Origin of the sequence: Streptomyces sp. NPDC044984, from assembly GCF_040646935.1 — a bacterium.
GTDB lineage: Bacteria > Actinomycetota > Actinomycetes > Streptomycetales > Streptomycetaceae > Streptomyces.
In genome coordinates, this window is record NZ_JBEZBE010000009.1 from 145,771 (window position 1) to 171,766 (window position 25,996).

General features: G+C 72.7%; 22 protein-coding genes and 1 pseudogene. 8 read left to right on the forward strand and 15 right to left on the reverse strand.

What is annotated here, in order from left to right; all coding sequences use genetic code 11:
* Nucleotides 1-9 precede the first annotated feature (9 nt).
* From AB0A94_RS12680 to rsmI, 5 genes and pseudogenes are all read right to left on the reverse strand, one after another.
* A complete protein-coding gene (locus AB0A94_RS12680) occupies nucleotides 10-909 on the reverse strand; it encodes a 4-(cytidine 5'-diphospho)-2-C-methyl-D-erythritol kinase (RefSeq protein WP_361742971.1) in 900 nt (299 codons plus the stop codon).
* On the reverse strand, nucleotides 906-1,778 hold the full coding sequence (gene rsmA, locus AB0A94_RS12685) for a 16S rRNA (adenine(1518)-N(6)/adenine(1519)-N(6))-dimethyltransferase RsmA (RefSeq protein ID WP_361742974.1): 873 nt from the start codon (nucleotides 1,776-1,778) through the stop codon (nucleotides 906-908). The genes AB0A94_RS12680 and rsmA overlap by 4 nt, the downstream gene beginning before the upstream one ends.
* Nucleotides 1,779-1,812: 34 nt before the next feature.
* Nucleotides 1,813-2,733 carry a TatD family hydrolase gene (locus tag AB0A94_RS12690; RefSeq protein WP_361742977.1) on the reverse strand — a complete coding sequence of 307 codons (921 nt, stop codon included), beginning with the start codon at nucleotides 2,731-2,733 and terminating at the stop codon, nucleotides 1,813-1,815.
* A gap of 52 nt (nucleotides 2,734-2,785) precedes the next feature.
* A pseudogene (locus AB0A94_RS12695) lies at nucleotides 2,786-3,043 on the reverse strand (hypothetical protein); the annotation flags it as partial.
* A 260-nt stretch (nucleotides 3,044-3,303) separates the two neighbouring features.
* Nucleotides 3,304-4,152, reverse strand: a complete 849-nt coding sequence (rsmI, locus tag AB0A94_RS12700) for a 16S rRNA (cytidine(1402)-2'-O)-methyltransferase (protein ID WP_217129772.1) — start codon at nucleotides 4,150-4,152, stop codon at nucleotides 3,304-3,306.
* An 85-nt stretch (nucleotides 4,153-4,237) separates the two neighbouring features.
* On the opposite strand from rsmI, the gene AB0A94_RS12705 reads away from it, so the two are divergent.
* The 3 genes from AB0A94_RS12705 to AB0A94_RS12715 all read left to right on the forward strand — a co-directional run bounded on the left by AB0A94_RS12705 (nucleotide 4,238) and on the right by AB0A94_RS12715 (nucleotide 9,580).
* On the forward strand, nucleotides 4,238-6,013 hold the full coding sequence (locus tag AB0A94_RS12705) for a phospholipid carrier-dependent glycosyltransferase (RefSeq protein WP_361742980.1): 1,776 nt from the start codon (nucleotides 4,238-4,240) through the stop codon (nucleotides 6,011-6,013).
* Nucleotides 6,014-6,162: 149 nt separating this feature from the next.
* Entirely contained in the window at nucleotides 6,163-7,806 is a 1,644-nt protein-coding gene (locus AB0A94_RS12710; protein WP_361742982.1) for a penicillin-binding transpeptidase domain-containing protein, read from the forward strand.
* Nucleotides 7,807-7,912: 106 nt separating this feature from the next.
* A complete protein-coding gene (locus AB0A94_RS12715) occupies nucleotides 7,913-9,580 on the forward strand; it encodes a penicillin-binding transpeptidase domain-containing protein (RefSeq protein ID WP_361742985.1) in 1,668 nt (555 codons plus the stop codon).
* A 34-nt stretch (nucleotides 9,581-9,614) separates the two neighbouring features.
* Here the strand turns inward: AB0A94_RS12715 and AB0A94_RS12720 are convergent, their stop codons facing one another.
* On the reverse strand, nucleotides 9,615-9,971 hold the full coding sequence (locus AB0A94_RS12720) for an SsgA family sporulation/cell division regulator (RefSeq protein ID WP_361742988.1): 357 nt from the start codon (nucleotides 9,969-9,971) through the stop codon (nucleotides 9,615-9,617).
* A 190-nt stretch (nucleotides 9,972-10,161) separates the two neighbouring features.
* Between AB0A94_RS12720 and AB0A94_RS12725 the strand changes: the two genes are divergently transcribed.
* From AB0A94_RS12725 to AB0A94_RS12740, 4 genes are all read left to right on the forward strand, one after another.
* Nucleotides 10,162-11,229, forward strand: coding sequence for an energy-coupling factor ABC transporter permease (locus AB0A94_RS12725; RefSeq protein WP_361742991.1), 1,068 nt, complete (start codon nucleotides 10,162-10,164; stop codon nucleotides 11,227-11,229).
* Between the two features lies 1 nt (nucleotide 11,230).
* Entirely contained in the window at nucleotides 11,231-11,992 is a 762-nt protein-coding gene (gene cbiQ, locus AB0A94_RS12730) for a cobalt ECF transporter T component CbiQ (protein WP_361742994.1), read from the forward strand.
* Nucleotides 11,980-12,750 carry an ABC transporter ATP-binding protein gene (locus tag AB0A94_RS12735; RefSeq protein ID WP_361742996.1) on the forward strand — a complete coding sequence of 257 codons (771 nt, stop codon included), beginning with the start codon at nucleotides 11,980-11,982 and terminating at the stop codon, nucleotides 12,748-12,750. Before cbiQ ends, AB0A94_RS12735 begins: the two co-directional genes overlap by 13 nt.
* A gap of 118 nt (nucleotides 12,751-12,868) precedes the next feature.
* Nucleotides 12,869-14,035, forward strand: coding sequence for a serine hydrolase domain-containing protein (locus tag AB0A94_RS12740; protein WP_361742999.1), 1,167 nt, complete (start codon nucleotides 12,869-12,871; stop codon nucleotides 14,033-14,035).
* On the opposite strand, the gene AB0A94_RS12745 is transcribed toward AB0A94_RS12740, so the two are convergent.
* From AB0A94_RS12745 to AB0A94_RS12765, 5 genes are all read right to left on the reverse strand, one after another.
* The gene (locus tag AB0A94_RS12745) at nucleotides 14,032-14,307 is read right to left on the reverse strand and encodes a DUF1876 domain-containing protein (protein ID WP_361743002.1); all 276 of its coding nucleotides are present in this window, start codon (nucleotides 14,305-14,307) and stop codon (nucleotides 14,032-14,034) included. The two genes, AB0A94_RS12740 and AB0A94_RS12745, sit on opposite strands and share 4 nt — an antisense overlap.
* Nucleotides 14,308-14,389: 82 nt before the next feature.
* Nucleotides 14,390-15,235: an EamA family transporter gene (locus AB0A94_RS12750; protein WP_361743005.1), complete on the reverse strand. Its 846-nt coding sequence runs from the start codon at nucleotides 15,233-15,235 to the stop codon at nucleotides 14,390-14,392.
* On the reverse strand, nucleotides 15,232-15,744 hold the full coding sequence (locus AB0A94_RS12755; protein ID WP_361743008.1) for a YbaK/EbsC family protein: 513 nt from the start codon (nucleotides 15,742-15,744) through the stop codon (nucleotides 15,232-15,234). The genes AB0A94_RS12750 and AB0A94_RS12755 overlap by 4 nt, the downstream gene beginning before the upstream one ends.
* A gap of 123 nt (nucleotides 15,745-15,867) precedes the next feature.
* A complete protein-coding gene (locus AB0A94_RS12760; protein WP_361743011.1) occupies nucleotides 15,868-18,078 on the reverse strand; it encodes an MMPL family transporter in 2,211 nt (736 codons plus the stop codon).
* Between the two features lie 100 nt (nucleotides 18,079-18,178).
* Nucleotides 18,179-18,778, reverse strand: coding sequence for a TetR/AcrR family transcriptional regulator (locus AB0A94_RS12765; RefSeq protein WP_361743014.1), 600 nt, complete (start codon nucleotides 18,776-18,778; stop codon nucleotides 18,179-18,181).
* A gap of 176 nt (nucleotides 18,779-18,954) precedes the next feature.
* On the opposite strand from AB0A94_RS12765, the gene AB0A94_RS12770 reads away from it, so the two are divergent.
* Nucleotides 18,955-22,209, forward strand: a complete 3,255-nt coding sequence (locus tag AB0A94_RS12770) for a S41 family peptidase (protein WP_361743017.1) — start codon at nucleotides 18,955-18,957, stop codon at nucleotides 22,207-22,209.
* 87 nt (nucleotides 22,210-22,296) lie between these two features.
* Here AB0A94_RS12770 and AB0A94_RS12775 read toward each other — a convergent pair whose 3' ends face one another.
* The 4 genes from AB0A94_RS12775 to AB0A94_RS12790 all read right to left on the reverse strand — a co-directional run bounded on the left by AB0A94_RS12775 (nucleotide 22,297) and on the right by AB0A94_RS12790 (nucleotide 25,922).
* The gene (locus AB0A94_RS12775; RefSeq protein WP_361743020.1) at nucleotides 22,297-22,476 is read right to left on the reverse strand and encodes a hypothetical protein; all 180 of its coding nucleotides are present in this window, start codon (nucleotides 22,474-22,476) and stop codon (nucleotides 22,297-22,299) included.
* Nucleotides 22,477-22,552: 76 nt separating this feature from the next.
* Complete coding sequence (locus AB0A94_RS12780) at nucleotides 22,553-23,437, reverse strand: SDR family oxidoreductase (protein ID WP_361743022.1); 885 nt, start codon at nucleotides 23,435-23,437, stop codon at nucleotides 22,553-22,555.
* Nucleotides 23,434-24,390, reverse strand: a complete 957-nt coding sequence (locus AB0A94_RS12785; protein ID WP_361743025.1) for an alpha/beta hydrolase — start codon at nucleotides 24,388-24,390, stop codon at nucleotides 23,434-23,436. Before AB0A94_RS12785 ends, AB0A94_RS12780 begins: the two co-directional genes overlap by 4 nt.
* Complete coding sequence (locus AB0A94_RS12790) at nucleotides 24,387-25,922, reverse strand: NAD(P)/FAD-dependent oxidoreductase (protein ID WP_361743028.1); 1,536 nt, start codon at nucleotides 25,920-25,922, stop codon at nucleotides 24,387-24,389. Before AB0A94_RS12790 ends, AB0A94_RS12785 begins: the two co-directional genes overlap by 4 nt.
* Nucleotides 25,923-25,996 lie beyond the last annotated feature (74 nt).

Genomic DNA, 25,996 nt, shown 5'->3' on the forward strand with positions numbered 1-25,996 from the left:
CCGGCTCTCTCAGACGACCGTCGCACCCGGCACGGGACCTGCCGCCGTACGCACCGTGCGACAGGTGCCGGAGGCCCGCAGCGCATCCGCGATCCCCTCCGCCGCCTCCGCGTCCCGGGCGAGGAACGCCGTGGTCGGCCCCGATCCCGACACCAGTGAGGCCAGTGCCCCCGCCGCTCGCCCCGCCGCCAGCGTGTCCGCCAGCTCCGGGAACAGCGACAGCGCGGCCGGCTGAAGGCCGTTGGAGTCGGAGACGGCGGCGGCGAGCGCGTCGACGTCACCCTTGGCCAGGGCGTCGAGCAGTTCCTGCGAGGCCACGGGCTCGGGGATCTCCCGCCCCTCCCCCAGCCGGTCGAACTCCCGGAACACCGCCGGTGTGGACAGCCCCCGCGAGGCCATCGCGAACACCCAGTGGAAGGTGCCCCCCACCTCCAGCTCCGTCAGCCTCTCGCCCCGCCCGGTACCGAGCGCCGCGCCTCCCACCAGGCTGAACGGCACGTCGCTGCCCAGCTCGGCGCAGATGTCGAGGAGTTCCTCGCGCGAGGCGCCCGTCCCCCACAGCGCGTCGCACGCCAGCAGGGCACCCGCGCCGTCCGCGCTGCCGCCCGCCATGCCCCCGGCGACGGGGATGTCCTTGGCGATGTGGAGGTGGACGTCCGCGTCCCGGCCGTACCGCTCGGCGAGCGCCAGGGCGGCGCGGGCGGCGAGGTTCGTACGGTCGAGCGGGACCTGGCCGGCGTCGGGGCCGGCGCAGGTCACCCGCAGTTCGTCGGCCGCCGTGACGGTGACCTCGTCGTACAGGCCCACCGCGAGGAAGACGTTGGCCAGGTCGTGGAAGCCGTCGGGGCGGGCCGCGCCGACCGCGAGCTGGACGTTGACCTTGGCGGGGACGCGGACGGTGACGCTCACTGCTGAACCAGCTCCTTGTTCTCGGCGATGCGCGCGAACTCCTCGACGGTCAACGACTCACCCCGCGCCTGCGGCGACACCCCCGCCGCGACCAGGGCGGCCTCCGCCGCGGCCGCCGAGCCCGCCCACCCGGCGAGCGCGGCCCGCAGCGTCTTGCGGCGCTGGGCGAAGGCCGCGTCGACGACGGCGAACACCTCGCGCCGGGAGGCGCCGGTCTTCAGCGGCTCCGCGCGGCGGACCAGCGAGACCAGCCCGCTGTCGACGTTGGGCGCGGGCCAGAAGACGTTCCGCCCGATGGCACCGGCCCGCTTGACCTCCGCGTACCAGTTGGCCTTGACCGACGGCACGCCGTACACCTTCGAGCCGGGCGCGGCGGCGAGCCGGTCGGCGACCTCCGACTGGACCATGACGAGGGTGCGCTCGATGCTCGGGAACGTCTCGAGCATGTGCAGCAGCACCGGGACGGCCACGTTGTAGGGCAGGTTCGCGACCAGCGCGGTCGGGGCGGGTCCGGGCAGCTCGGTGACGTGCATCGCGTCGGAGTGGACCAGCGCGAACCGCTCGGCCCGCCCGGGCATGCGGGCGGCGACGGTGGCGGGCAGCGCGGCGGCCAGGACGTCGTCGATCTCGACGGCGGTGACCCGGTCGGCGGCCTCGAGGAGCGCCAGGGTGAGCGAGCCGAGCCCCGGGCCGACCTCGAGGACCACGTCGTCGGGGCGGACCTCGGCGGTGCGCACGATACGGCGGACCGTGTTGGCGTCGATGACGAAGTTCTGGCCGCGCTGCTTGGTGGGCCGTACGCCGAGGGCGGCCGCCAGTTCACGGACGTCGGCGGGGCCCAGGAGGGCGTCGGGGGTGGGGCTGGTCACGGGACAAGGGTACGGGGCACGCGGACCGCGCAGGTCACGCCTGTGGATAGCCGAAGGCGCGGGCCGTGTTCGCCCCGAGGGCGGTGGCGAGGGTGTCCTCGTCGACGCCCCGCACGGCCGCCATGGCGCGCACGGTCACGGGCACCAGGTAGGGGGCGTTGGGCCGGCCGCGGTACGGCGCCGGGGTCAGGAACGGCGCGTCGGTCTCCACCAGGACCAGCTCCAGCGGGGCCACGGCGAGCGCGTCCCGCAGGTTCTGCGCGTTCTTGAAGGTGACGTTGCCGGCGAACGACATGTAGTACCCGGCACTCGCGCAGATCTCCGCCATCTCGGCGTCCCCGGAGTAGCAGTGGAAGACGGTGCGCTCGGGGGCGCCCTCCTCCTTCAGCACGCGCAGGACGTCGGCGTGGGCGTCGCGGTCGTGGATGACGAGGGCCTTGCCGTGCCGCTTGGCGATCTCGATGTGGGCGCGGAAGGACCTCTCCTGCGCCTCCTTGCCCTCCGGTCCGGTGCGGAAGTAGTCGAGGCCGGTCTCGCCGACGCCCTTGACCTGGGGCAGCGCGGCCAGCCGGTCGATCTCGGCGAGCGCCTCGTCCAGGCCGGCGTCCCCGCCGGGCTCGCGGGCGCCCTGCCGGGACCAGCCTCCCCCAGCCCCAGAGGGCTGGGAGGTGCCCCCAGGGTCCCCGTGGACGATGCGCGGCGCCTCGTTGGGGTGCAGCGCGACCGTCGCGTGGACGGCGTCGTACGCCGCCGCCGTCTCGGCCGCCCACCGGGACCCCTTGAGGTCGCAGCCGACCTGCACCACGGTCGTCACCCCCACCGACGCGGCCTTGGCGAGTCCTTCCTCCACCGTGCCGGACTGCATGTCGAGGTGGGTGTGCGAGTCCGCGACCGGCACCCGCAGGGGCTCCGGGAGCGGCGGGGCGGCGTTCTTGTCGGGGGCGTTCGAAGGCATGCCCCCGATCCTACGGAAGCGGCGCGGACGTCAGCTCGGCGTCGTGCGCGCAGGCGACCCGGCCCGCCCCCAGGATGCGCACCAGGTGACCGTCGCAGTTCCGGCACGTCGGCCGGTTCAGTGGGGAGGGAACGATCTGGCCGTCCGCCACGTACATCACGAACTCGTGGCCGTCGGCGTCGGTGTGGTGCTCTATCTCGTACGACTGTTCCCAGCCGTATCCGCAGCGCATGCAGGCGAAGGAATACGACTCGTCGACGACGGCGGTGGCGCCCGCGCGCAGCGCGGCCTGCCCGGTTATCTCGGTCATCCCGGCTCCTGTCGGTCCGCTGGAGGGAGCGGATCCGCCCCCGAATCTAAGTGGACTACTCCACTGCCGCGAGCGCAGGAGGGCCGACCGAGTATTGGCGACGATTTGGTGTCCCCTTGCCCGACCGCCTCACGGACGGTGCCGGAGCTTTGCCTTCCGCCGAACCGCTTTACCCGCCCGTGGGGCGCCCGCTCACCGGAGGAGCGACCTGCTCAGAGACCGTTTCGCGCCCCCGGAGCCGTTCACGCCCCCGAGGCCGTTCACGCCCCCGCGTTCTTCGCGGCCACCACCGCGTCGAACACCTGCCGCTTGGGAAGCCCCGCCTCCACGGCCACCGCCGCGATCGCCTCCTTGCGCCGCTCCCCGGCGTCCTCCCGCACCCGCACCCTCCGCACCAGCTCGGCGTCGTCGATCTCCTCGGCCCCCTTCTCCGGCGCCCCCTCGACCACCACCGTGATCTCCCCGCGCACGCCCTCCGCCGCCCACGCGGCCAGCTCCGCCAGCGGACCGCGCCTGACCTCCTCGTACGTCTTGGTCAGCTCCCGGCACACGGCGGCCCGCCGCTCCCCGCCGAACACCTCGGCCATCGCGGCGAGGGTGTCGTCGAGGCGGTGCGGGGCCTCGAAGTAGACGAGGGTGCGCCGCTCGTCGGCGACCTCCCGCAGCCGTCCCAGCCGCTCGCCGGCCTTCCGGGGCAGGAACCCCTCGAAGCAGAACCGGTCCACGGGCAGCCCGGACAGGGCGAGCGCGGTGAGCACCGCGGACGGGCCCGGCACCGCGGTGACCTTGACGTCCCGCTCGACGGCCGCGGCGACCAGCCGGTAGCCGGGGTCGGACACGGACGGCATCCCGGCGTCCGTCACCAGCAGCACGCGCGCGCCGCCCGCCAGCTCCTCGACCAGCTCGGGCGTGCGGGCGGACTCGTTGCCCTCGAAGTACGACACGACCCGTCCCTTGGGGGTGACGCCGAGCGCCTGGGTGAGGCGCCGCAGCCGCCGCGTGTCCTCGGCGGCGACGACGTCGGCGCCCGCCAGTTCCTCCGCGAGCCGGGGCGGGGCGTCGGAGATGTCGCCGATGGGGGTGCCTGCGAGTACGAGGATTCCGGTCACTCCCCCATCCTCCCAGGACCGGACGGAGCCAGGGCATACCGGCCATGCGCGGGACTCACACAGCCCTGTTCCCTACGATGGCGCGGTGACCAGTACCGCGTCCTCCACGGACACCCTGCAGGACCAGGCACCGCACGAGGAGCGGCCGTCGTGGCGGCAGCGGCTGCGCCGTTTCGGCTACCCGGCGCCGGGCCCGGCCAGAGGTGACGTCCGTAAGGCCGATGTCCGCGGGGGCGACGTCCGCGACCGTCTGGTGCCGCCGTACACGGAGCCGTCGAAGCGGCTGTGGGACACGCTCGGGGTGCCGCCGGTCCTCGCGGGGCACGTCACCCGCTGGTCGGGGTGGGGCGGCCCGCTCCTGGTCACGCTGCTGGCGGGCGTGCTCCGGTTCTGGAACCTGGGCAGCCCGAAGGCGGTGATATTCGACGAGACGTACTACGCCAAGGACGCGTGGGCGCTGGTCCACCGCGGGTTCGAGGTCAACTGGGACAAGAACGTCAACGACCTGATCCTCTCGGGCGGTCCCGTCCCCGTCCCGACGGACGCGGCGTACGTCGTGCATCCGCCGGTCGGCAAGTACGTGATCGGGCTGGGCGAGCTGATGTTCGGCTTCGACCCGTTCGGCTGGCGGTTCATGACGGCGCTGCTCGGCACGGTCTCCGTGCTGATGCTGTGCCGGATCGGCCGGCGCCTGTTCCGCTCCACGTTCCTCGGCTGTCTCGCGGGCGCGCTGATGGCGGTGGACGGGCTGCACTTCGTGATGAGCCGGACCTCGCTGCTCGACGGCGTGCTGATGTTCTTCGTGCTGGCGGCGTTCGGCTGCCTGGTGGTCGACCGGGACCGGGCGCGCGAGAAGCTCGCCGCCGCGCTGCCCGTGGACGCCGACGGCCGGGTCCGCCCGGACGCGTACGTCGCCGAGAACACCCGGATCGGCTTCCGCCCCTGGCGCCTGGCGGCGGGCCTGATGCTGGGGCTGGCGATCGGCACGAAGTGGAACGGCCTCTACATCATGGCCGCGTTCTGCGTGATGGCGGTGCTGTGGGACGTCGGCGCGCGCAGGGTCGCCGGCGCGCACCGGCCCCGCCTCGCGGTCCTGCGGCGCGACCTGGGGTGGGCGTTCCTGTCGACCGTGCCGGTGGCGGTGGTCACCTACTTCGCCTCCTGGATCGGCTGGATCCTCTCCCCGGCCGACGGCACCGGCGGCTACTACCGCGACTGGGCGGCCAAGGACGGCAAGGACAGCAGCTGGTCGTGGCTGCTGCCGGACTGGTGGCGCAGCCTGTGGCACTACGAGAACCAGGTCTACGACTTCCACGTCGGCCTGTCCTCGCCGCACACCTACGAGTCCAACCCGTGGAGCTGGATCGTCACCGGCCGTCCGGTCTCCTACTTCTACGAGTCCCCGGCCCCCGGCACGGACGGCTGCCCGGTGGACGCGGGCGAGAAGTGCGCCCAGGAGGTGCTGGCCCTCGGCACCCCGATGCTGTGGTGGACGGCCTGCTTCGCGATCCTCTACGTCCTGTGGCGCTGGCTGTTCCGCCGCGACTGGCGGGCCGGCGCGATCGCCTGCGGCATCGCGGCCGGTTACGCCCCCTGGTTCCTGTACCAGGAGCGCACGATCTTCTTCTTCTACGCCGTCGTCTTCCTCCCCTTCCTCTGCCTGGCCGTGGCGATGCTCCTGGGCGCCCTCGTCGGTCCGCCCCGCTCCACCGACACCCGCCGTGTCGCGGGCGCGACGGCGGCGGGCGTACTGACCCTGCTGATCGCCTGGAACTTCATCTACTTCTGGCCCATCTACACCGGCCAGACGATCCCGATCGACGACTGGCGGGCGCGGATGTGGCTGGACACCTGGGTGTGAGCCGTTCCGGCGGCCGGGCGGATCTCTGTTCGGACAACAAACGGAAACAGCCGCCCCGGTCGTCACTGTCTGCGCATAGAGTGCTCACTCACCGGGCTTTTTGAACACGTTCACAAGGCGTGGGAGGTCCGGCGGAGGGGGAACGCCCGATGGGCAAGGGGGTCAAGACCGCCGTCATCGGCGGTGTGTTCGCGGTGATGGTGGGCGGGGCCGGGTACGGCGTCTACAACATCGTGTCGGCCGTGAGCGGCGGCGGCAGCGGCTCGAGCGCCGCGGGGACGAAGGAGACCGGGCCGCCGGACGAGGGGGAGGTCGAGGAGACCACCAGGAGTTTCTTCGCGGCCTGGGAGAAGGGGGACGCGTCGCAGGCGGCGTCGTACACGAACAACGCGCAGGAGGCCGGCGCGCTGCTGACGGCGTACGGCGACGAAGCGCACATAGGCAAGGTCGGCATCACACCCGGCAAGGCCACCGGCACCACCGTGCCCTTCACGGTGAAGGCGACCGTCACCTTCGACGGGAAGTCCGAGGCGCTGAGCTACGAGAGCGAGCTGACCGTCGTGCGCGGGCAGACCACCGGGCGGGCGCTGGTCGACTGGAAGCCCTCCGTCGTCCACCCGGACCTGAAGGAGGGCGACACCCTCGTCACCGGGGAGGCCGCGCAGCCGCCCATCGACGCGGTGGACCGCGACGGGACGGTGCTGACGAAGGAGAAGTACCCCTCCCTCGGGCCGATCCTGGACACCCTGCGCCAGAAGTACGGCGAGAAGGCGGGCGGCACCCCGGGCGTCGAGCTGGTGATCAGGCACGCCGAGAACGCCATGGGCGAGTCGGCCGCCGACACCCCGTTGCTGACCCTCGCCGAGGGCGAGCCGGGCAAGCTGCGCACCACCCTCAGCGCCGGGGTGCAGGCCGCGGCCGAGAAGGCGGTGCGGCAGTACGCCGAGTCGTCGGTGGTGGCGGTGAAGCCGAGCACCGGTGAGGTGCTGGCGGTGGCCAACCACCGCGACGACGGGTTCAACGCGGCCTTCCAGGGCCGGGTCGCCCCCGGCTCCACCATGAAGATCATCACCGCCGCCATGCTCATCGACAACGGCGTGACCTCGATGAACGGCCCGGCGCCCTGCCCGCCCACCGCGACCTGGCAGAGCCAGACCTTCAAGAACCTCACCGGCATGGAGCCGAACGAGGGCGCCAGCCTCGCCAACAGCTTCCTGCGCTCCTGCAACACGGCCTTCATCAAGCTCGTCGACGAGAAGCCGCTCGGTGACGCCTCGCTCACCCAGGAGGCACAGGAGCGGTTCGGGCTCGGCCGGGACGACTGGAAGACCGGCATCGCCTCCTTCGACGGCAGCGTCCCGGCCGTCGCCGGACCGGACCGCGCGGCGAACGCCATCGGCCAGGGCCAGGTGCAGATGAACCCGCTGAACATGGCCTCCGTGACGGCCACCGCCATCACCGGCACCTTCCGCCAGCCGTACCTGGTCTCCCCCGACCTCGACGGCCGGCAGCTGGCGCGGGCCAAGGGGCTCCCGGCGGGCACCGCCGACCAGCTCAAGCAGATGATGCGGCTCACCGCCACCCAGGGCACCGCCCAGGAGGCCATGTCCGGGCTCCGCGGTGACATCGGCGCGAAGACCGGTTCCGCCGAGGTCGACGGCAACGCCACCGCCGACAGCTGGTTCACCGGCTTCCGCGACGACGTCGCGGCGGCGGCCATGGCCCAGCAGGGCGGCCACGGCGGCGACGCGGCCGGGCCGATTGTCGCAGCCGTGCTACGAGCCGGCGGCTGATCGCGCCGCGCACGGGGCGGGACTCTAGGGTGGTGGCCGTCGTTGGCACACGTGAGCGCCACGAGGGCCACGGGGAGTCCGGCGGACAGCGGAGGAACGGGAAGCAGTGGGGAAGAACAGAAGGAACGCCGCCGAGGGGCGGAGGACGAGGCCCGTCGTGCTCGGCGGAGTGATCGCCGCGGTCGTCGGCGGTGCCGGGTTCGGCGCCTACGCGCTGCTCGGCGGCGGCGCCGCCGCCGAGGACGGCACGCGGACGTCCTCCGCGCGGGAGGTGAGGACCGGCCCGCTGTCCACCGACGAGGTCACCGCGGCGGCCGAGCGCTTCCTCACCGCCTGGCAGGCCGGGAAGGTGAGCGAGGCGGCCGCCGCCACCGACGACCCGAAGGCCGCGGCCGCCCTGCTCACCGCCTACGCCGAGGACGCCCGGATCGAGGACGTCGCCCTCACCGCCGGCACCCCCGCCGGCGACAAGGTCCCCTTCGCCGTCAAGGGCACGGTGTCGTACGAGGAGACCGGCAAGCCGCTGGCGTACGACAGCGCGCTGACCGTCGTGCGCGGGGCCGGGGACGGTGAGCCGCGGGTGGCCTGGCAGCCGGCCGTCGTCCATCCCGACCTCAAGGACGGCGACAAGCTGGTCACCGGCGAGGCGGGCACCCCGCCGGTCAAGGCGCTGGACCGGGACGGCGACGAGCTGACCACCGCCGCCTACCCGTCCCTGGGGACGGTGCTGGACGGGCTGCGCGAGAAGTACGGCGAGAAGGCGGGCGGCGAGGCCGGCGTCGAGCTGCGGATCGTCCGCGGCAAGGCGTCGAAGAAGGCGGAGCTGTCCGACAAGACGCTGCTGGAGCTGAGCGAGGGCACGCCCGGCACGGTGAAGACCACGCTGGACCCCTCCCTGCAGGCCGCCGCCGAGGCGCAGGTCGCGAAGAAGGAGCGGGCGTCGGTGGTGGTGCTGCGCCCGTCGACCGGCGAGATCCTGGCGGTGGCGAACTCCTCGCACGGTTTCAACACCGCGTTCCAGGGTTCGCTCGCGCCGGGCTCCACCATGAAGGTGATCACCGCCTCGATGCTGATCGAGAAGGGCCTCGCCTCGATGGACGAGCAGCACCCGTGCCCGAAGTACTTCACCTACGGCGGCTGGAAGTTCCAGAACGACGACAAGTTCGAGATCAAGGACGGCACGTTCAAGGCGAGCTTCGCCCGCTCCTGCAACACGGCCTTCATCAGCCAGGCGCCCGAGCTGGAGGACGACGACCTGACCGAGCAGGCCCAGCAGGTGTTCGGGCTGGGGAGGAACGACTGGCAGATCGGCGTGCCGACCTTCGACGGCTCGGTGCCGGTGCAGTCGGCGGCCCCGATGGGGGCCTCCCTGATCGGCCAGGGCGGGGTGCGGATGAACCCGCTGAACATGGCGTCGGTGTCGGCGACGGTCCAGTCGGGCGTCTTCCGCCAGCCGTACCTGGTCTCCCCCGACGTCGACGGGCGGAAGCTCGCAACGGCCTCGCGCACCCTGTCGGCCGGCACGCTGGCGCAGCTGCGGGAGCTGATGTCGTACACCGCGGCCTACGGCACGGCGGCGGAGGCGATGGCCGGGGTGAGCGGGCAGACCGGCGCCAAGACCGGGTCGGCGGAGGTCGACGGACAGAAGAAGCCCAACGGCTGGTTCACCGCGTACCGCGGGGACCTGGCGGCGGCGGGCGTGGTCCAGAAGGCCGGCCACGGCGGTTCGACGGCCGGGCCGATCGTGGCGGCGCTCCTGAAGAGCGCCGGCTGAGAGGGCGCCGGCCGAACGGCCCGGGGGCCGGGGGTCAGTGCGGGACGGGTTCGGCGGCGGCCGCGTAGGTCCGCCGCAGGAACCGGGCCAGGGTCTTGGTCTCGAACTGCACCACCGACACGCCCTGCGCGGTGTGGAACTCGACCACGGCCTGGACCCTCCCGCACGGCCACACCCGTATCTCGTCCCGGCCCGCGGGGGCGCGCAGACCCCGCTCCAGCAGTTCCCGGTCGACGGTCCACTCGCGGGGCACGGTGCCCGGCAGCGCCATGCGGACGCAGCGGGGGTCCTGTCCGGGGTCGTAGCGCAGGACCACGGGTACCGCTCCGCGGTCCTCGTCCAGGAGGTCGGTGACGATGTGGGCTCGCGCGTACTGCTCGACTACGGACATCGGTGGGCCCCTTACGCTGCGTCAATGTGCATGAAAGGCGTGTAAGCCGTATACCCGTGCTCCGTTCCATCGTGCACCGTTTCCGGAATTCGCGCGTCCGAGCGGCGTATATCACAGATGAGGTGTGCGTGAGGTAGAACAAGCCGCTCGCTCTTGCGCAGTGTTTGCAACAGGCCACATCATCGAGTCCGTGCACGCACCTGACGGATTCATCAACGCCCCCGTGTCCGCCGCGGCCGGAATCGTCGCCGCCGGCGCGATCGCCGTGAGCCTGCGCGGCGCGCGACGCGAGCTCGACGAGCGGACCGCGCCCCTGGCCGGGCTGGTGGCGGCGTTCATCTTCGCCGTGCAGATGCTGAACTTCCCCGTCGCGGCGGGGACCAGCGGCCATCTGCTCGGCGGCGCCCTCGCCGCGATCCTCGTCGGCCCCTTCACCGGGGTCCTCTGTGTCTCCGTCGTCCTGCTGATGCAAGCCGTCCTCTTCGCCGACGGCGGGTTGACCGCGCTCGGCGTGAACATCACCACCATGGCGATCACCACGACGATCGTCGCCTACGCGCTCTTCCGCGGTCTGGTGAAGGTGCTGCCGCGCACCCGCCGCTCGGCGACCGCCGCGTCCTTCGTCGCCGCCCTGGTCTCCGTCCCGGCCTCCGCGATCGTCTTCACGCTGCTCTACGCCGCCGGCGGCACCGCCGACGTCTCCCTCGGCAAGGTCGTCACCGCCATGGTGGGCGTGCACGTCCTCATCGGCATCGGCGAGGCCGTGATCACCGCCCTCACCGTCGGCGCGGTCATCGCCGTCCGCCCGGACCTGGTGCACGGGGCGCGCGGGCTGCGGCGGAAGCTCAAGCTGCGGGTGAACGGCGAGCTGGTCGACGCCCCGGACACCCCGGCGGCGGAGCCGGAGCCCGTCGCCGCCCGCTCCCCGCGCAAGGTCTGGATCACCGGTCTGGTCACCTCGCTGGTCCTCGCCGGGTTCGTCAGCTTCTACGCCTCCGCGGACCCCGACGGCCTGGAGAAGGTCGCCGGCGACCACGGCATCGCCGAGAAGGCCGAGGAGCACGCGGTCGCCGGCTCCCCGCTGGCCGACTACGGCGTCGAGGACGTCGACGACGCCCGTCTCTCCGGCGGTCTGGCCGGCGTGATCGGCGTGGGCGTGACGGTCGTCGCGGGCACCGGCGTGTTCTGGGCGGTCCGCAGGCGCCGTACGGACGAGCCGGCCGCCGACGCCGCGTCCCCCACCGGCACGAGCGTCTGACATGGGAGCGGGCCACGCGCACAAGCTCTACCGGCACGGCCACTCCCCCGTGCACGCCCTGCCGCCGCACACCAAGCTCGCCGCGGTCTTCGCCTTCGTCCTGGTCGTGGTCTCCACCCCGCGCGAGGCGATGTGGGCGTTCGCGGTGTACGCCGGGCTGCTCGCCCTCGTCGCGTACGCCGCCCGCGTCCCGGCCGGCTTCCTGCTCAAGCGGCTGCTGATCGAGGTCCCGTTCGTCGCCTTCGCCGTCCTGCTGCCGTTCGTCGCGGAGGGCGAACGGACCGACGTCCTCGGGCTGTCGCTGAGCGTGAACGGACTGTGGGGCGCCTGGAACGTGCTGGCCAAGGGCACCCTGGGCGTGGCCGCCTCGGTCCTCCTCGCCTCCACCACCGAGCTGCGCGCACTCCTGCTCGGCCTCCAGCGGCTGAGGCTCCCGCCGCTGCTGGTGCAGATCGCCTCCTTCATGGTCCGCTACGGCGACGTCATCACCGACGAGATGCGGCGCATGCGGATCGCCCGCGAGTCCCGCGGCTTCGAGGCACGCGGGGTGAAGCACTGGGGCGTCCTCGCCAAGTCGGCGGGCGCGTTGTTCATCCGCTCCTACGAACGCGGCGAGCGGGTGCACCTGGCCATGGTGAGCCGCGGGTACGCCGGTTCCATGCCGGTGATCGACGAGGTGACCGCGAACCGGGCGCAGTGGTCGTACGCCCTCGCCCTCCCCTCGGCCGCCCTCGTCGTCTGTCTGCTGGGATGGACCCTGTGAGCACTGCTTCCCTTGAGGTCTCCGGCCTCGCCTTCGCCTACCCCGACGGCCACCAGGCCCTGTTCGGCGTCGACTTCTCCATCGCGCGCGGCGAGCGGGTCGCGCTGCTCGGCCCGAACGGCGCCGGCAAGACCACCCTCGTCCTCCACCTCAACGGCATCCTGACCGGCGGCACCGGCACGGTGAGGGTGGCCGGGCTGCCCGTGGGCAGGAAGCACATGGCGGAGATCCGGCGCCGGGTCGGCATCGTCTTCCAGGATCCGGACGACCAGCTCTTCATGCCGACGGTGCGCGAGGACGTGGCGTTCGGTCCGGCGGCGGCCGGGCTCAGGGGGCCCGAGCTGGAGGAGCGGGTGGACCGGGCGCTGGACCGGGTCGGCATGGCGGAGTTCAAGGACCGCCCGCCGCACCACCTCTCCTTCGGCCAGCGGCGCCGGGTGGCCGTGGCGACCGTCCTCGCCATGGAGCCGGAGATCCTGGTCCTGGACGAGCCGTCCTCCAACCTGGACCCCGCCTCCCGCCGCGAACTCGCCGACATCCTGCGCTCCCTGGACGTCACCGTCCTGATGGTCACGCACGACCTGCCCTACGCCCTCGAACTGTGCCCGCGCTCGCTGGTCCTCAGCGACGGCGTGATCGCGGCGGACGGTGCCACGGCGGAGCTGCTCGCCGACGACGCCCTGATGCGCGCGCACCGTCTGGAGCTGCCGTACGGTTTCGACCCGCGCTCGGTACCGGCCGCGCCGGGCCGTTCGTAACGATCGCGTTCAGTCGCCGCCGCCCAGGAATCGCAGGCGGAGCGGCGCTGTTGCACGCACTGTCACAGGTGAGTGTTGCAGACGAGTGTCACAGGCGAGCGGAAGGACCGACAGGGACGTGGACGTCGACGTGCACGGCACAGTGGCCGAGGGCTTCGAGCCGGTCGGGGAGGCGTTCGCGCGGAACTTCGAGGCGCTCGGGGACCGGGGCGCGGCCGTCGCCGTGTACCGGGACGGGCGCAAGGTCGTCGACCTGTGGGCCGGGGTGAAGGACGTCGACGGCACCGAACCCTGGCGGCGGAACACCGCGCAGGTCGTGCGCTCGGCGACCAAGGGCGTCGCCGCCGCCGTGCTCCTGCTGCTGCACCAGCGCGGCGAGCTGGACCTGGACGCGCCGGTCGGCCAGTACTGGCCGGAGTTCAAGGCGCACGGCAAGGAGCGGCTGCTGGTCCGGCACGTGCTGAACCACCGCGCCGGGCTCCCGGTCCTCGACCGTCCGCTCACCTTGGCCGAGGCGGCCGACCCCGTGCGGGCCGCCAAGGCGGTCGCCGCGCAGGCCCCCGTCTGGGAGCCGGGCACCGACCACGGCTACCACGCGCTGACCTACGGCTGGCTGGTCGACGAGCTGGTGCGCCGGGTGACCGGCCGGGGTTCCGGCGAGTGGATCGCGTCGGAGATCGCCGGGCCGCTGGGCCTGGACCTGTGGGTGGGGCTGCCGGACGCGCAGGCCCACCGCGTCGGCACGGTCGGCGGGATCGAGGCGCCCACGCCGTCCGGGACGCTCCGCGCCCGCCCCAAGCGCTCGGTCACCGACGCCTACGCCGACCCGTCCTCCCTCACCCGCCGCGCCTTCGCGGCGATCACGCCCTTCCCGGACCAGAACGACCCGGTGTTCCACGCGGCGGCCCTGCCCGCCGCGAACGGGATCGCGACGGCGGACGGACTGGCACGCTTCTACGCCTCACTGATCGGCCCGGTCGACGGCGTACGCCTCCTCGCACCGGCCACCGTCGAACTCGCCCGCGCCGAGGAGTCGGCGGGCCCCGACCGGGTGCTGGTCGTCAGCACCCGTTTCGGGCTCGGCTACATGCTGCACGGCGGCGCCTCCCCCTTCCTGGCCCCGGGCTCCTTCGGTCACCCCGGCCGCGGCGGCTCCCTCGGCTTCGCCGACCCGGAGTCGGGCATCGCCTTCGGTTATGTCACCAACGGCTTCCGCAGGACGGTGACGGCGGACCCCAGGGCCCAGGCGCTGATACGGGCGGTACGGCAGGCCCTTTCCGCCTAGACGTGGATCGGGTGCGAGATGCGGCCCGACGCGTCGTCGATCTCGCCGTGCGCCTTGGTCAGCATCTGCATGGCGAGTTCGTTCAGCGCGCGTGCGCCGGCGATCTCCTCCCCGACGCGTGGCTGATTCGCGTCGGTGTGGTGCCGGTTCGCGTGGCCGCTGGCCCGTACCTCGGTCCCGTCGGGCAGCCGGACCAGCGCGGCGGCGCGCGTCTGCCGGTCGTCCTCCTCGAATTCCAGGTCCACGTGCCATCCCACTGCGGTGTGCATCATGAGGATCACCTCCGGAATCTCTCATTCCAGAGTGCGCCTCACACCGCGCCCGCGCACCCTTCCGTGCACCGGGAATCCACTTCTACCCCGCGCGCAGCATCAGCCCGATCCCGACGACCAGCAGCCCGGCCGCGGCGATCCGCGGGGCACCGAACCGCTCCTTGAAGAACAGCGCCCCGATGGCCGCGCCCACGATGATCGACGATTCCCGCAGTGCCGCGACGGGAGCGAGGGCCGCGCGGGTCTGGGCCCACAGGACGAGTGCGTACGCGGCGACGGACAGCGCGGCGCCGAGCAGGCCGAGACCCGCGTGCGGCCGGAGCCGGGCGCCCGTCTCCCGCCGCCAGCGCCAGAGGGCGTACGCCGGTATCGCCGCACCCTGGATCGCCATCAGCCAGGCGATGTAGCCGAACGGCGAACCGGAGGCCCGCACGCCGAGTCCGTCGACGACGGTGTACACGGCGATGGTCAGGCCGGTCGCCAGGGCCGCCCCGACCGCCGCCCAGTCGGGCCGGCGCCCGCGCAGTCCCCACAGGGCGACGCCGGTCAGGCCCGCGCAGGACAGGGCGATCCCGGCGGCGGCCCAGCCGTCGGGCACCTCGTGGGCGAACACGGCGGCGAGGACCGTGACCACCAGGGGCGCGCTCCCGCGGGCGATGGGGTACGCCTGGCCGAAGTCGCCCAGCCGGAAGGACGTCATCAGCAGCGCGTAGTACGCCATGTGGATCGCGGCCGAGCAGAGCAGGTACGGCCACGCCCCGGCCGCCGGGAACGGCACGAACGGCACCAGCGCCAGCCCGATCAGCAGCCCGCCGCCGGAGATCAGCGTGACCCCGACGAGCTTGTCGGTGATCCGGTGCGCGATGGCGTTCCAACCGGCGTGGGTGACCGCGGCGAGCAGGACGGCCGCGGTCACCAGGGGGGTCACGGGGTGCGCTCGCGCACGTCCACCAGGTTGCCGCCGGCGTGGGCGATCAGCGTCTTGGGTTCCATCGGGAAGACGGTGTACGGAGTGCCGGCCGCCGCCCACACGAGGGTGTGATCGAGGAGGGAGCGGTCGGCGAGGACCCTGGTCCTCGTGCGGTGGCCGAAGGGCGGCACGCCGCCGATGGCGTACCCGGTGGTCTCGCGTACGACGTCGGCCTTGGCGCGAGTGACCTTGGCGGCGCCGAGTTCCTCCCGGACCCGGTCGAGGTCGACACGGGACGCCCCGTCCATGAGCACCAGCACCGGCACGCCGTCGGCGGTGAAGATCAGGGACTTGCAGATCTGACTGAGCTCGCAGCCGATCGCGGCGGCGGCCTCGACGGCGGTGCGGGTCGCTTCGGGGAAGCGGCGGACCTGCGAAATCACGTCCCCGAGCCCCAGGTCCCGCAGGGCCTCGGCGAATCGTGGGTGGGCCCCGGAGCCCTCGGCGTCAGTGGCGGCTGTCGTCATGCGGAGCACGCTAGCGGTCGGTGCAGAGGACACGCGACCGCATTCCGGGAGCAGAGGGAAGCCGGTGAGGGCGCCCCGTCCCCACGGAGCCCTCACCGGCTGGTTCTGCGTTCGTCCAGGCCGTCAGGCCCGGACGAGTTCCCGGTCCTCGTCCTTCCGGTCGTCCTCCGTGCGCAGGCCCTCGCCCTCGACGTCCACGTTGGGCAGGACGCGGTCCAGCCACTTCGGCAGCCACCAGGCCTTCTCGCCGAGCAGGGCCAGTACCGCCGGGACGATCGCCATGCGGACGACGAACGCGTCGAAGAGGACGGCGACCGCGAGGCCGAAGCCGATCATCTTGACCATCGAGTCGCTGGAGCCGATGAAGCCGGAGAAGACCGCCATCATGATGACCGCCGCTGCGGTCACCACCCGTGCGCTGTACTTGAAGCCGGTCACCACGGCCTGGGCGGGCTTCTCGCCGTGGACGTAGGCCTCCCGCATCCGGGTCACGAGGAACACCTCGTAGTCCATGGCCAGTCCGAAGACCACGCCGACCATGAAGATCGGCATCATCGACATGATCGGGCCGGTCTCCTCGACGCCCATCAGGCCGGACAGCCAACCCCACTGGAAGACCGCGACGACCGCGCCGAGGGCCGCCATGACGGACAGCAGGAAGCCGAGGGCCGCCTTCAGCGGGACCAGGATCGAGCGGAACACCACGATCAGCAGCAGGAACGCCAGCCCGACCACCAGGATCAGGTAGGGCACCAGGGCGTCGTTGAGCTTCTGCGAGACGTCGATGTTCATCGCCGTGGCGCCGGTGACCAGGACGTCGGCCTCACCGTCCGAGACGAAGTCGGTGCCGGCGGCACCACGGATGTCGTGCACCAGGTCCTCGGTGGTCACCGAGGAGGGCTTGGCGTCGGGGACGACGGTGATCGTCGCCGTGTCGCCGGCCTTGTTGGGCTGCGCCGGGCTGACGTTCACGACGTTGTCGAGGTCCTTGATGTCGTCGCCGACCCCCTTGAACACCGCCTGCGGGTCACCGGCGCCCTTCGCGTCGACCACGACCACCAGCGGCCCGTTGAAGCCGGGGCCGAAGCCCTCGGAGAGCAGGTCGTAGGCGCGGCGCTGGGTCGTGGACGTCGGCTGCGAGCCGTCGTCGGGCAGGCCCAGTTCCAGCGAGGCCGCCGGGACGGCCGCGGCGCCCAGACCGACGACGCCGAGCAGCAGGACGGCCACCGGGCGGCGGACGACGAAGCTCGCCCAGCGGGTGCCCATGTTGGGGCGCTGCGGCTTCTTCGCGGCGCGGCCGCCGCCGAACAGCCTGCCCTTCTCGCCGGCCGGACGGATCCGGCGGCCCGCGTAGCCGAGCAGGGCGGGGATCAGGGTGAGGGCGATCAGGACCGCGAGGGCGACCGTGCCGGCGGCGGCGACGCCCATCTTGGTCAGCATCGGGATGTTGACGACCGACAGGCCCACCAGGGCGATCACGACGGTCAGGCCGGCGAAGACCACCGCGGAGCCCGCCGTGCCGACGGCCCGGCCGGCCGCCTCCTCGCGTTCGCGGCCCTCGGCCAGTTCGGCCCGGTAGCGGGAGACGACGAACAGCGCGTAGTCGATGCCCACCGCGAGGCCGATCATGCTGGCCAGGATGGAGGTGGTGGAGCCGAGGTCCAGCGTGCCGGCCAGCGCGGTGATGCTGGAGACCCCGATGCCCACGCCGATGACGGCGGTGAGCAGCGGCAGTCCGGCCGCGAGCAGCGAGCCGAAGGTGATGACGAGGACGACCGCGGCGACGCCGATGCCGATGATCTCGGCGGTTCCGGTGTGCGGGACGGCCTGGAGGGCGTCACCGCCGATCTCCACGGTCAGCCCGGCGTCGCGGGCGTCCTCGGCGGCGCCCTCCAGGGCGTCGCGGGAGGCGTCCTCCAGCTCCATGCCGGAGACCTTGTAGGTCACCGAGGCGTAGGCGACGGTGCCGTCCTGGCTGACGCCGCCTCCCTGGTACGGGTCGGTGACGCCGGCGACCTCGGAGCCGTCGCCGAGGGTGTCGACGGTGGCCTGGACGGTCTTCTTGTGGTCGGCGTCGGTCATCTTCTCGCCGGCCGGCGCCTTGAAGACGACGCGTGCGGTCGCCCCGTCGGCGCTGGAGCCGGGGAAGCGTTCCTCCAGCAGGTCGAAGGCCTTCTGGGCCTCGGTGCCGGGGATGGAGAAGGACGAGTTGCCGGCCGCGGGGGCGCCGGCCGCTCCGGCGCCCGCGAGCGCCAGCAGCGCCACCCAGAACAGGGCTACGAGGTGCCGTCGCCTGAAGGCGAACCGGCCGAGTCGATAGAGGAAAGTGGCCACGAGGGCGTACTCCCGGTCAGGTCGTGGTTGCTTCGGGGCAGGGGTGATCAGCCCGACGACGTGAGCGGTGACGTCAGGTGGTGGCTGACTGAGGGGACGGTCAGTGAAGGGGCACGCCGAGGGCGGGGAGCACCACGGCGTCGATGTACGAGGTGAGGAACTCCCGCGTGGGCGGCAGGTCGTCGATCAGCGTCCGCGTGGCGAACGCGCCGACGAGCATGTGCACCATGTAGTCCAGCGCCGGGTTGCCGGGGCTGATCTCGCCCCGGTCGACCGCGCGCCGGATCATCCGCCGGAACTCCTCCATCTCCGGTTCGACCAGGAGTTCCTTGAACGCCTGGCGGAGATCGTCGTTCATGTGGACGGCCATGGCGAGCGCGCGCATCAGGGCGGCGTTCCGTTCCATGGCGCAGTCGTCCTCACGGCCGACGATGGTGTGCAGGTCGCCGCGCAGGGTCCCGGTGTCGATGTCGGCGATGCCGCCGGGCTTCTGGCTGCGCATCGCTCTCACCACCAGCTCGGCCTTGCCGCCCCACTGGCGGTAGAGGGTGGCCTTGCTGGACCGGGTGCGGGCGGCCACGGCGTCCATGGTGAGGGCGTCGTAGCCGACCTCGCGGAGCAGGTCGAGCACGGCCCCGTACAGCTCGGCCTCGCGCTCGGGGGTGATCCGGCTTCGACGCGTCGTCGCTACTTCGCTCATACCGTCCACCTTTCCGCTCCGGTGTCCTCCGCGTCAAAGAGAACGACACGGTTTCGTACAGGACGAAGGTACCCCACCCCGCTAACGAAACGAAACGGTTTCGTTCGTGGTCTGCGTCACGGTTGTCGGTTACTCATAAGTTGCCGGGGTCCGGACCCCGGCAAAGCATGGGAAGGGTGAGCTATCTGCGTCTGCCCCACCTCAAGGACGACCTGCTGTGCTTCGTGGCCGAGGACGACCTCTGGCTCGCCCCGCTCGACGGCCCCGGCCGCGCCTGGCGGCTCACCGTCGACCGCACCAAGCTCGGCCACCCCCGCTTCTCCCCCGACGGCCGCCACATCGCGTACACGAGCTGGCGCAGCCTCGACCCCGAGGTGCACCTCGTCCCGGTGGACGGCGGACCGGGCCGGCGCCTCACCTACTGGGGCAGCTCCGACACCCGGGTCTGCGGCTGGGCGCCCCCCGACGAGGGCGGCCACGCCGAGATCCTCGCCGTCGCCTCGCACGGCGAGCCCTTCTCGTACTTCACCTGGGCCTACAAGCTCGCCTGCGACGGCAGTCCGGGCCGCAAACTGCCCTGGGGCCCGGTCTCCGACATCCAGGTCGCCGACATCGCCGGGGAACGCAGGTCGCTGCTGCTCACCGGCACCCCGCCGCACGAACCGGCCTCCTGGAAGCGCTACCGGGGCGGCGCCACGGGCAGGCTCTGGCTGCACGGGCACCGGCTCCTCGACGGCCTCGACGGGCATCTGCACTCCCCCATGTTCGTCGCCGGCCGGATCGCCTTCCTCTCCGACCACGAGGGCGTCGGCAACCTCTACTCGTGCGCGTACGACGGCTCCGACCTGCGCCGCCACACCGACCACGACTCCTTCTACGCCCGGCACGCCGCCAGCGACGGCACCCGGGTCGTCTACCAGTGCGCCGGCGACCTGTGGCTCGTGGAGGACCTGTCCCCCGGCGCCGCCCCGCGCCGGCTCGACGTGACGCTGAGCGGGCCGCGCCCCGGGCGGCGCCCCTACCAGGTGCCCGCCGCCCGCCACCTCGACGGCATCTCGGTCGACGAGACCGGCCGCGCGAGCGCCGTCGTCGTACGCGGCAGCCTGTACTGGCTCACCCACCGCGACGGTCCCGCGCGCACCCTCACCGACACCCCGGGCGTACGGGTCCGGCTGCCGGAGATGCTCGGCGCGGGCGACCAGGTGGCGTACGTGACGGACGCCGAGGGCGAGGACGCGATCGAGATCGCCTCCCTGCCCCGGGCGACCGGCCAGCGCGCCCCCCGGCGGCTGGCCGCCGGGAAGCTGGGCCGGGTGCTGGAGACGGCGGCCGACCCCGACGGGCAGCGGCTGGCCGTCGCCGCGCACGACGGACGGCTGCTGCTGGTCGACACCGGCGAAGAGGGCCGGGGGGAGGTCACCGAGCTGATCCACTCCGGCAACGGGCCGGTGCGCGACCTGGCCTTCTCCCCCGACGGGGCTTGGCTGGCCTGGTCCCATCCGGTGATCGGGCGGTCGCTGCGGCAGATCAAGCTCGCCCGGATCAAGGACCGGCTGGTCCTCGACGTCACCAACGGCCGCTTCGAGGACGAGAACCCGGTCTTCACCCGCGACGGCCGCTACCTCGCCTTCCTGTCCTGGCGCGGCTTCGACCCGGTGTACGACGTGCACACCGGCGACCTGTCCTTCCCGCTGGGCTGCCGCCCGTACCTGGTGCCGCTGTCCTCGGCGACCCCCTCCCCGTTCGCGCTGAACCCCGAGGGCCGCCCCGCCGCCGGAGGGCTGGACCCGGTCGAGCGCGAGGACGCCGAGGAGGGCGGCGAGGGCGGCACGGTGACCGTCGAGGCGGAGGGCCTGGAGAACAGGGTCACCCCCTTCCCGGTGGCCGCCTCCAAGTACTCGGGGCTGTACCCGGTCGCGGGCTGCGGCCTGGTGTGGCTGCGCTGGCCGATCTCCGGCGCGCTCGGCGAGACCTTCGCCAACCCGAACGACGTCAGCGGCCGCCCGACCCTGGAGCACTTCGGCATCGGCAAGGCGAAGAAGTCCGAACTCGTCGCGGACCTGGACTTCTTCGCGGTCAGCGGCGACGGCACCCGGCTGGTCGTGGTCGACGAGGGCGAGCTGCGCGCGGTGCCCGCCACCGAGCCCGGCGACAGCGACTCCACGGTGTGGATCGACGCCCGCCGCATCCTGCACGTGGCCGACCCGGCCGCCGAGTGGCGCCAGGCGTACGCGGAGGCCGGGCGGCTGATCCGCGCCTACTTCTGGGATCCGGGCATGTGCGGCATCGACTGGGACGCGGTCCTGGAGCAGTACCGCCCACTGGTCGAACGGGTCGCCACCCCCGACGAGTTCGCGGACCTGCTGCGCGAGGTGCTCGGCGAACTCGGCACCTCCCACGCCTACGTCACCGCCGCCCGCCGCAACGAGGGCCCCCCGCACTACCAGCGCCGCCAGGGCCTGCTCGGCGCCAACCTCGTACCCCGCGAGGAGGGCTGGACCATCAGGCGGATCCTGCCCGGCGACTCCTCCGACTCCCGCGCCCGCTCCCCGCTGGCCGGCGCCGGCATCCGCGAGGGCGCGGTCCTCACCCACGTCGACGGCCGCCCGGTGGACCCGGTCACGGGCCCATATCCGCTGCTCGCCGGCGCGGGCGGTACGACGGTGGAGCTGACGTTCGCCCCCGCCGGGGGCGACGGCCCGCCCCGACGGGTCGCCATCGTCCCGCTCATCGACGAGACACCGCTGCGCTACCAGGACTGGGTCACCAAACGCCGCGCGGTGGTACGGGAGTTGAGCGACGGCCGGTGCGGCTATCTGCACATCCCCGACATGGGCGGCTCCGGCTGGGCCCAGTTCAACCGCGACGTGCGCAGGGAGATGTCACGTCCCGCGCTGATCGTGGACGTGCGCGGCAACGCCGGCGGCCACATCAGCGAACTCGTCGTCGAGAAGCTGACCCGCACCATCATCGGCTGGGACCTCACCCGCGACGCCCAGCCCGTCTCGTACGCCTCCAACGCCCCGCGCGGACCGGTCGTGGCCCTCGCGGACGAGGCGACCAGCTCCGACGGCGACATGATCACCGCCGCGTTCAAACTGCTCGGTCTCGGCCCGGTGGTGGGCCAGCGCACCTGGGGCGGGGTGGTCGGCATGACCGGCCGGCACCGGCTCGGCGACGGCACGGTGATCACGGTGCCGATGAACGCGGCCTGGTTCGACGCGTACGGCTGGTCCGTGGAGAACAAGGGCGTCGAACCCGACCTGGAGGCGCTGCGCACCCCGCTGGACTGGGCCGAGGGCCGCTACGCGGTGCTCGACGACGCGGTACGGCTCGCCCTGGACCTGCTGGAGTCCAACCCCCCGGCGACGCCTCCGACTTACCGCGACGTGCCCGACCGCTCCCGGCCGAAGCTGCCGCCCCGGACGTGAGAAGGGGTGCCCCTTCGCCATAGGGCACCCCTTCCACTGCGGCGCACGACGCGTTCAGACGCGTTCAGACGTCCTCAGTGCTCGACGTCAGACGTCGTAGTCCTGGTCGAAGCGCTCCTCGGACTCCCGTCGACGCCGCTGCTCGTCCATGTCCTCGTCCCGACGGCGGCCGCGGTTCTGCAGTTGCTCCTTGCCCTGCTGGGCACGCTGCCTGGCCTGCTGCTGGAACTGCTCGGACTTCTCCTGGAACTGGTCCTTCATACCCATGTGGGTTCACTCCCGTTGTGGGGTGGGGGAACTTGCCCGACCAGATTCACACGGCCCGTCACCCCCCGCATGTCGATCAGTCACGGACCGTGTTCCGGTGCTGTTCGTCGGCGTTGCCGCCCGCCCCGACCAACCCCGTGCGGACACCCGCGAGCCGGTCTCCGAACCGCCGCATCTCCCGTTGCCCCACGGTCCCGATCACCGCGGGCAGACACCCGCGCACGCCCTGCATCCCACGCAGCCACCACTGCCCGTACACATGGCTCGCCCGCCGCTCGATGCCGGCCACCAGCCGGTCCACCGCGGGCCCCAGCGGATAGGTCTTGTCGGCCGGCCACGGCAGCCGCTGCCGCAACTCCCGCATCACGTCGTCCTGATCGGCCCCGCGCACCATGTCGGTGTCGGTCCACGACAGGTACCCGACGCCCACCTTCACGCCCCGGTACCCGACTTCCGCCCGCAGCGCGTGCGCGTACGCCTCCACACCGGACTTGGAGGCGCAGTACGCCGTCATCATCGGCGCCGGGGTGATCGCCGCGAGGGAGGCGATCTGGAGCAGGTAGCCCCGGCTCTCGACGAGCAGCGGCAGGAACGCCCGCGCGGTGACCGCCGATCCGATCAGGTTCACCTCTATCACCCGCCGCCAGGACTCCGGATCGGAGTCGGCGAACGGACCGCCCGTCGCCACACCGGCGTTGGCGACCACGATGTCGACCCGGCCGAACCGCTCCCGGACCTCCCCGGCGACCCGGGCCATCGCCTCGTGGTCGGTGACGTCCGCGCACCAGTGGTCGCTGTCGCCGTGCAGCCGCGCGGAGACGTCCTTCAGCGCGTCCGGCTCCAGCCCGACCAGCGCCACCCGCACCCCGCGCGCGGAGAGCTTGCGCGCCAGCAACTCCCCCACCCCGCGCGCCGCTCCGGTGACGACGGCGACCTTTCCTTCGAGACTGACCCTGCTCATGCGCTCTCCTCGACGGCGGGTACGGCGGGTGCCGCGGGTACGGCGGGTACGGCGGGTATGTGGGCGGCGGCCAGGGCCCGGATCTTCCCGGTGACCAGATCGGGCGCCTCGACCGGTGTCATGTGGCCGATCCCGGGGAGTTCGGTGACGCCGCGGCAGTCGGGCAGCGCGGCGGCGATCGACCGGGCGTGCACGGGCGGGGTGAGCCGGTCCGCGCCGCCGGCGACGATCTCGACCGGTACGCGCAACTCCGCGAGGGAGTGGTCGAGATCGAGCCCGTCGAGCACGCGCGACCAGGCGTGGCGCGCCGCGCGCGGGCAGGCGTGCACGATGCGGGCGCACGCCTCCACCATGTCCGGGGCGGAAGCGGGGCCCATCGTCGCGTACTTGAGGATCCGGCGGGCGAGCGGCGTGACCGGTCCGAGCGGGGCCCGGGAGCCGAGGACGCGCCCGGTCAGCCGGGCCCGCACCCGCCCCGGCCGCAGCGGCAGCACCGTCGACTCGGCGACCAGCCGCGAACTGCCCGTGCTGCACAGCAGGACGGCGGCCACGTGCGCGCGGAACGCGGGCCTGCCGGCTGCGGCCATCACCGTCATCCCGCCCATGGAGTGCCCGGCGACCACGGCCCGTTCCCCCGGCGCGAGGGTGGCGGCGAGGACGGCCTCGAGGTCGTCGGCGAGCGCGTCGGTGCTGCACACCGGGCTCGCGGGGGTGCGTCCGTGGCCGCGCTGGTCGTAGGCGATGACCCGGTGGTCGGCGGCCAGTCGGCGGATCTGCGCCGCCCAGAAGGCGGTGGAGCAGGTCCAGCCGTGGGCGAGGACGACCGCGGGCGCCCGTTCGGGGCCGTGCACCTCGACGTGCAGCCGGGCGCCGTCGGCGGAGCGGGCGGTCAGCTCACGGGCGGCGGCGGGCGGGGCGTACGGCCCGGAGACGACGTGGGCGATGCGGCTCACGCGGTCACCTCGGTGTTCTCCCGGGTGTCCGCCGCCGCGGCCGGGACGCTGCGGAGCACGGCGTACTCGGCGAGGTCGACCCGCCGGGTCTCCCGCCGGAACTCACTCGTCGTACCGGGCCAGATGGTGGTGTTGCGCCCGCTCTCGTCGAGGTACCAGCTGGTGCAGCCGCCGGTGTTCCACACCGTGCGCTTCATCCGCTCCTGCACCCGGTGGTTCCAGGCCCGTACGGCGCTGGGACGGGCGTCGAGGGCGACCCGGCCACCGAGGACGTCCAGCTGGCGCAGGTAGTCGGCCAGGTAGTTCAGCTGTGACTCGATCATGAGGATCATGGAGGAGTTCCCGAGGCCGGTGTTGGGCCCGATGATCGTCATCCAGTTGGGGAACCCGGCGGCGGCCGCGCCGCGCAGGGACTGCATCCCGCCGGCCCAGCTCTCGGCGAGGGTCTTCCCCTCCGCCCCGACGACCCGCTCGGCGATGGGCATGTCGGTGACGTGGAACCCGGTCCCGAACACGATCGCGTCGACCTCGGCCTCGCTCCCGTCGGCACCGACGACGGTCGACCCGCGCACCTCGCTCAGCCCGCTCGCGACGACGTCGACGTTGGGCTGCGCGAGCGCCGGATAGTACGTGCTCGACAGCAGGATCCGCTTGCAGCCGATGCGGTAGTCGGGGGTGAGCCTGGCGCGCAGGGCCGGGTCCTTGATGGCACGGCTCATGTTGCGCTTGGCCAGCTGCTCGACGAAGCCGAGCTCGCCGGGGTGCTTGGTGAACGCCTGGACCTGCAGCTCCCTGATGCCCCAGAGCAGTCCGCGGCGCAGCTTGGTGGTGACGGGCAGCGCCCGGTGCAGGGCGCGCTCGGCGCCGCTGATGGGCCGGTCGACGCGGGGCAGGACCCAGGCGGGGGTGCGCTGGAAGAGGGTGAGCCGCGAGACGAGCGGCTGGACGGCCGGCACGATCTGGATCGCCGAGGCGCCGGTGCCGACCACGGCGACCCGCTTGCCGCGCAGGTCGTAGTCGTGGTCCCACCGGGCGGAGTGGAACACCTTGCCGGGGAAGGTGTCGAGTCCGGGGACGTCCGGGAGCCTGGGCTCGGACAACGGCCCGGTGGCGGAGACGACCACGTCCGCGCTGAGATTCCCGCTGCTGGTCTCGATCTCCCACCGCATCCGCTCGCCGTCCCACGCCATCCGCTTCACCTCCGAGTCGAAGCGGATGTGGGGCCGCAGGCCGAAGACGTCGGTGACGTGCTCCAGGTAGGCGCGGATGTGCCGCTGCCCGGAGAAGGAGCGGGGCCAGTCGGGATTGGGCGCGAAGGAGAACGAGTACAGGTGCGACGGCACGTCGCACGCGCACCCGGGATAGCTGTTGTCTCGCCAGGTGCCGCCGACACTGCTCGCCCGCTCCAGGACGACGAAGTCGGTGATCCCCTCGCGCCGCAGCCGCACGGCGGCCCCGAGCCCGCCGAATCCGGACCCGACCACCGCCACTCGTACATGTTCGTGCTCGTGTTCGTGCTCGTGCTCGGCCATCCCGAAGCCTCCACGCATCGCTCAGAACTCCGCCAGTGAACACTGGCGCAATGGGGAGCGTAGAGCAGCTCCCT

Coding starts and splice junctions, on each gene's coding strand:
- AB0A94_RS12775 (WP_361743020.1), bottom strand. CDS start 22,476: ATGGGTATGAAGGACCAGTTCCAGGAGAAGTCCGAGCAGTTCCAGCAG.
- AB0A94_RS12790 (WP_361743028.1), bottom strand. CDS start 25,922: ATGGCCGAGCACGAGCACGAACACGAGCACGAACATGTACGAGTGGCG.
- AB0A94_RS12690 (WP_361742977.1), bottom strand. CDS start 2,733: ATGCCTTCGAACGCCCCCGACAAGAACGCCGCCCCGCCGCTCCCGGAG.
- AB0A94_RS12710 (WP_361742982.1), top strand. CDS start 6,163: ATGGGCAAGGGGGTCAAGACCGCCGTCATCGGCGGTGTGTTCGCGGTG.
- AB0A94_RS12755 (WP_361743008.1), bottom strand. CDS start 15,744: ATGACGACAGCCGCCACTGACGCCGAGGGCTCCGGGGCCCACCCACGA.
- AB0A94_RS12765 (WP_361743014.1), bottom strand. CDS start 18,778: ATGAGCGAAGTAGCGACGACGCGTCGAAGCCGGATCACCCCCGAGCGC.
- AB0A94_RS12745 (WP_361743002.1), bottom strand. CDS start 14,307: ATGATGCACACCGCAGTGGGATGGCACGTGGACCTGGAATTCGAGGAG.
- AB0A94_RS12780 (WP_361743022.1), bottom strand. CDS start 23,437: ATGAGCAGGGTCAGTCTCGAAGGAAAGGTCGCCGTCGTCACCGGAGCG.
- AB0A94_RS12720 (WP_361742988.1), bottom strand. CDS start 9,971: ATGTCCGTAGTCGAGCAGTACGCGCGAGCCCACATCGTCACCGACCTC.
- cbiQ (WP_361742994.1), top strand. CDS start 11,231: ATGGGAGCGGGCCACGCGCACAAGCTCTACCGGCACGGCCACTCCCCC.
- AB0A94_RS12735 (WP_361742996.1), top strand. CDS start 11,980: ATGGACCCTGTGAGCACTGCTTCCCTTGAGGTCTCCGGCCTCGCCTTC.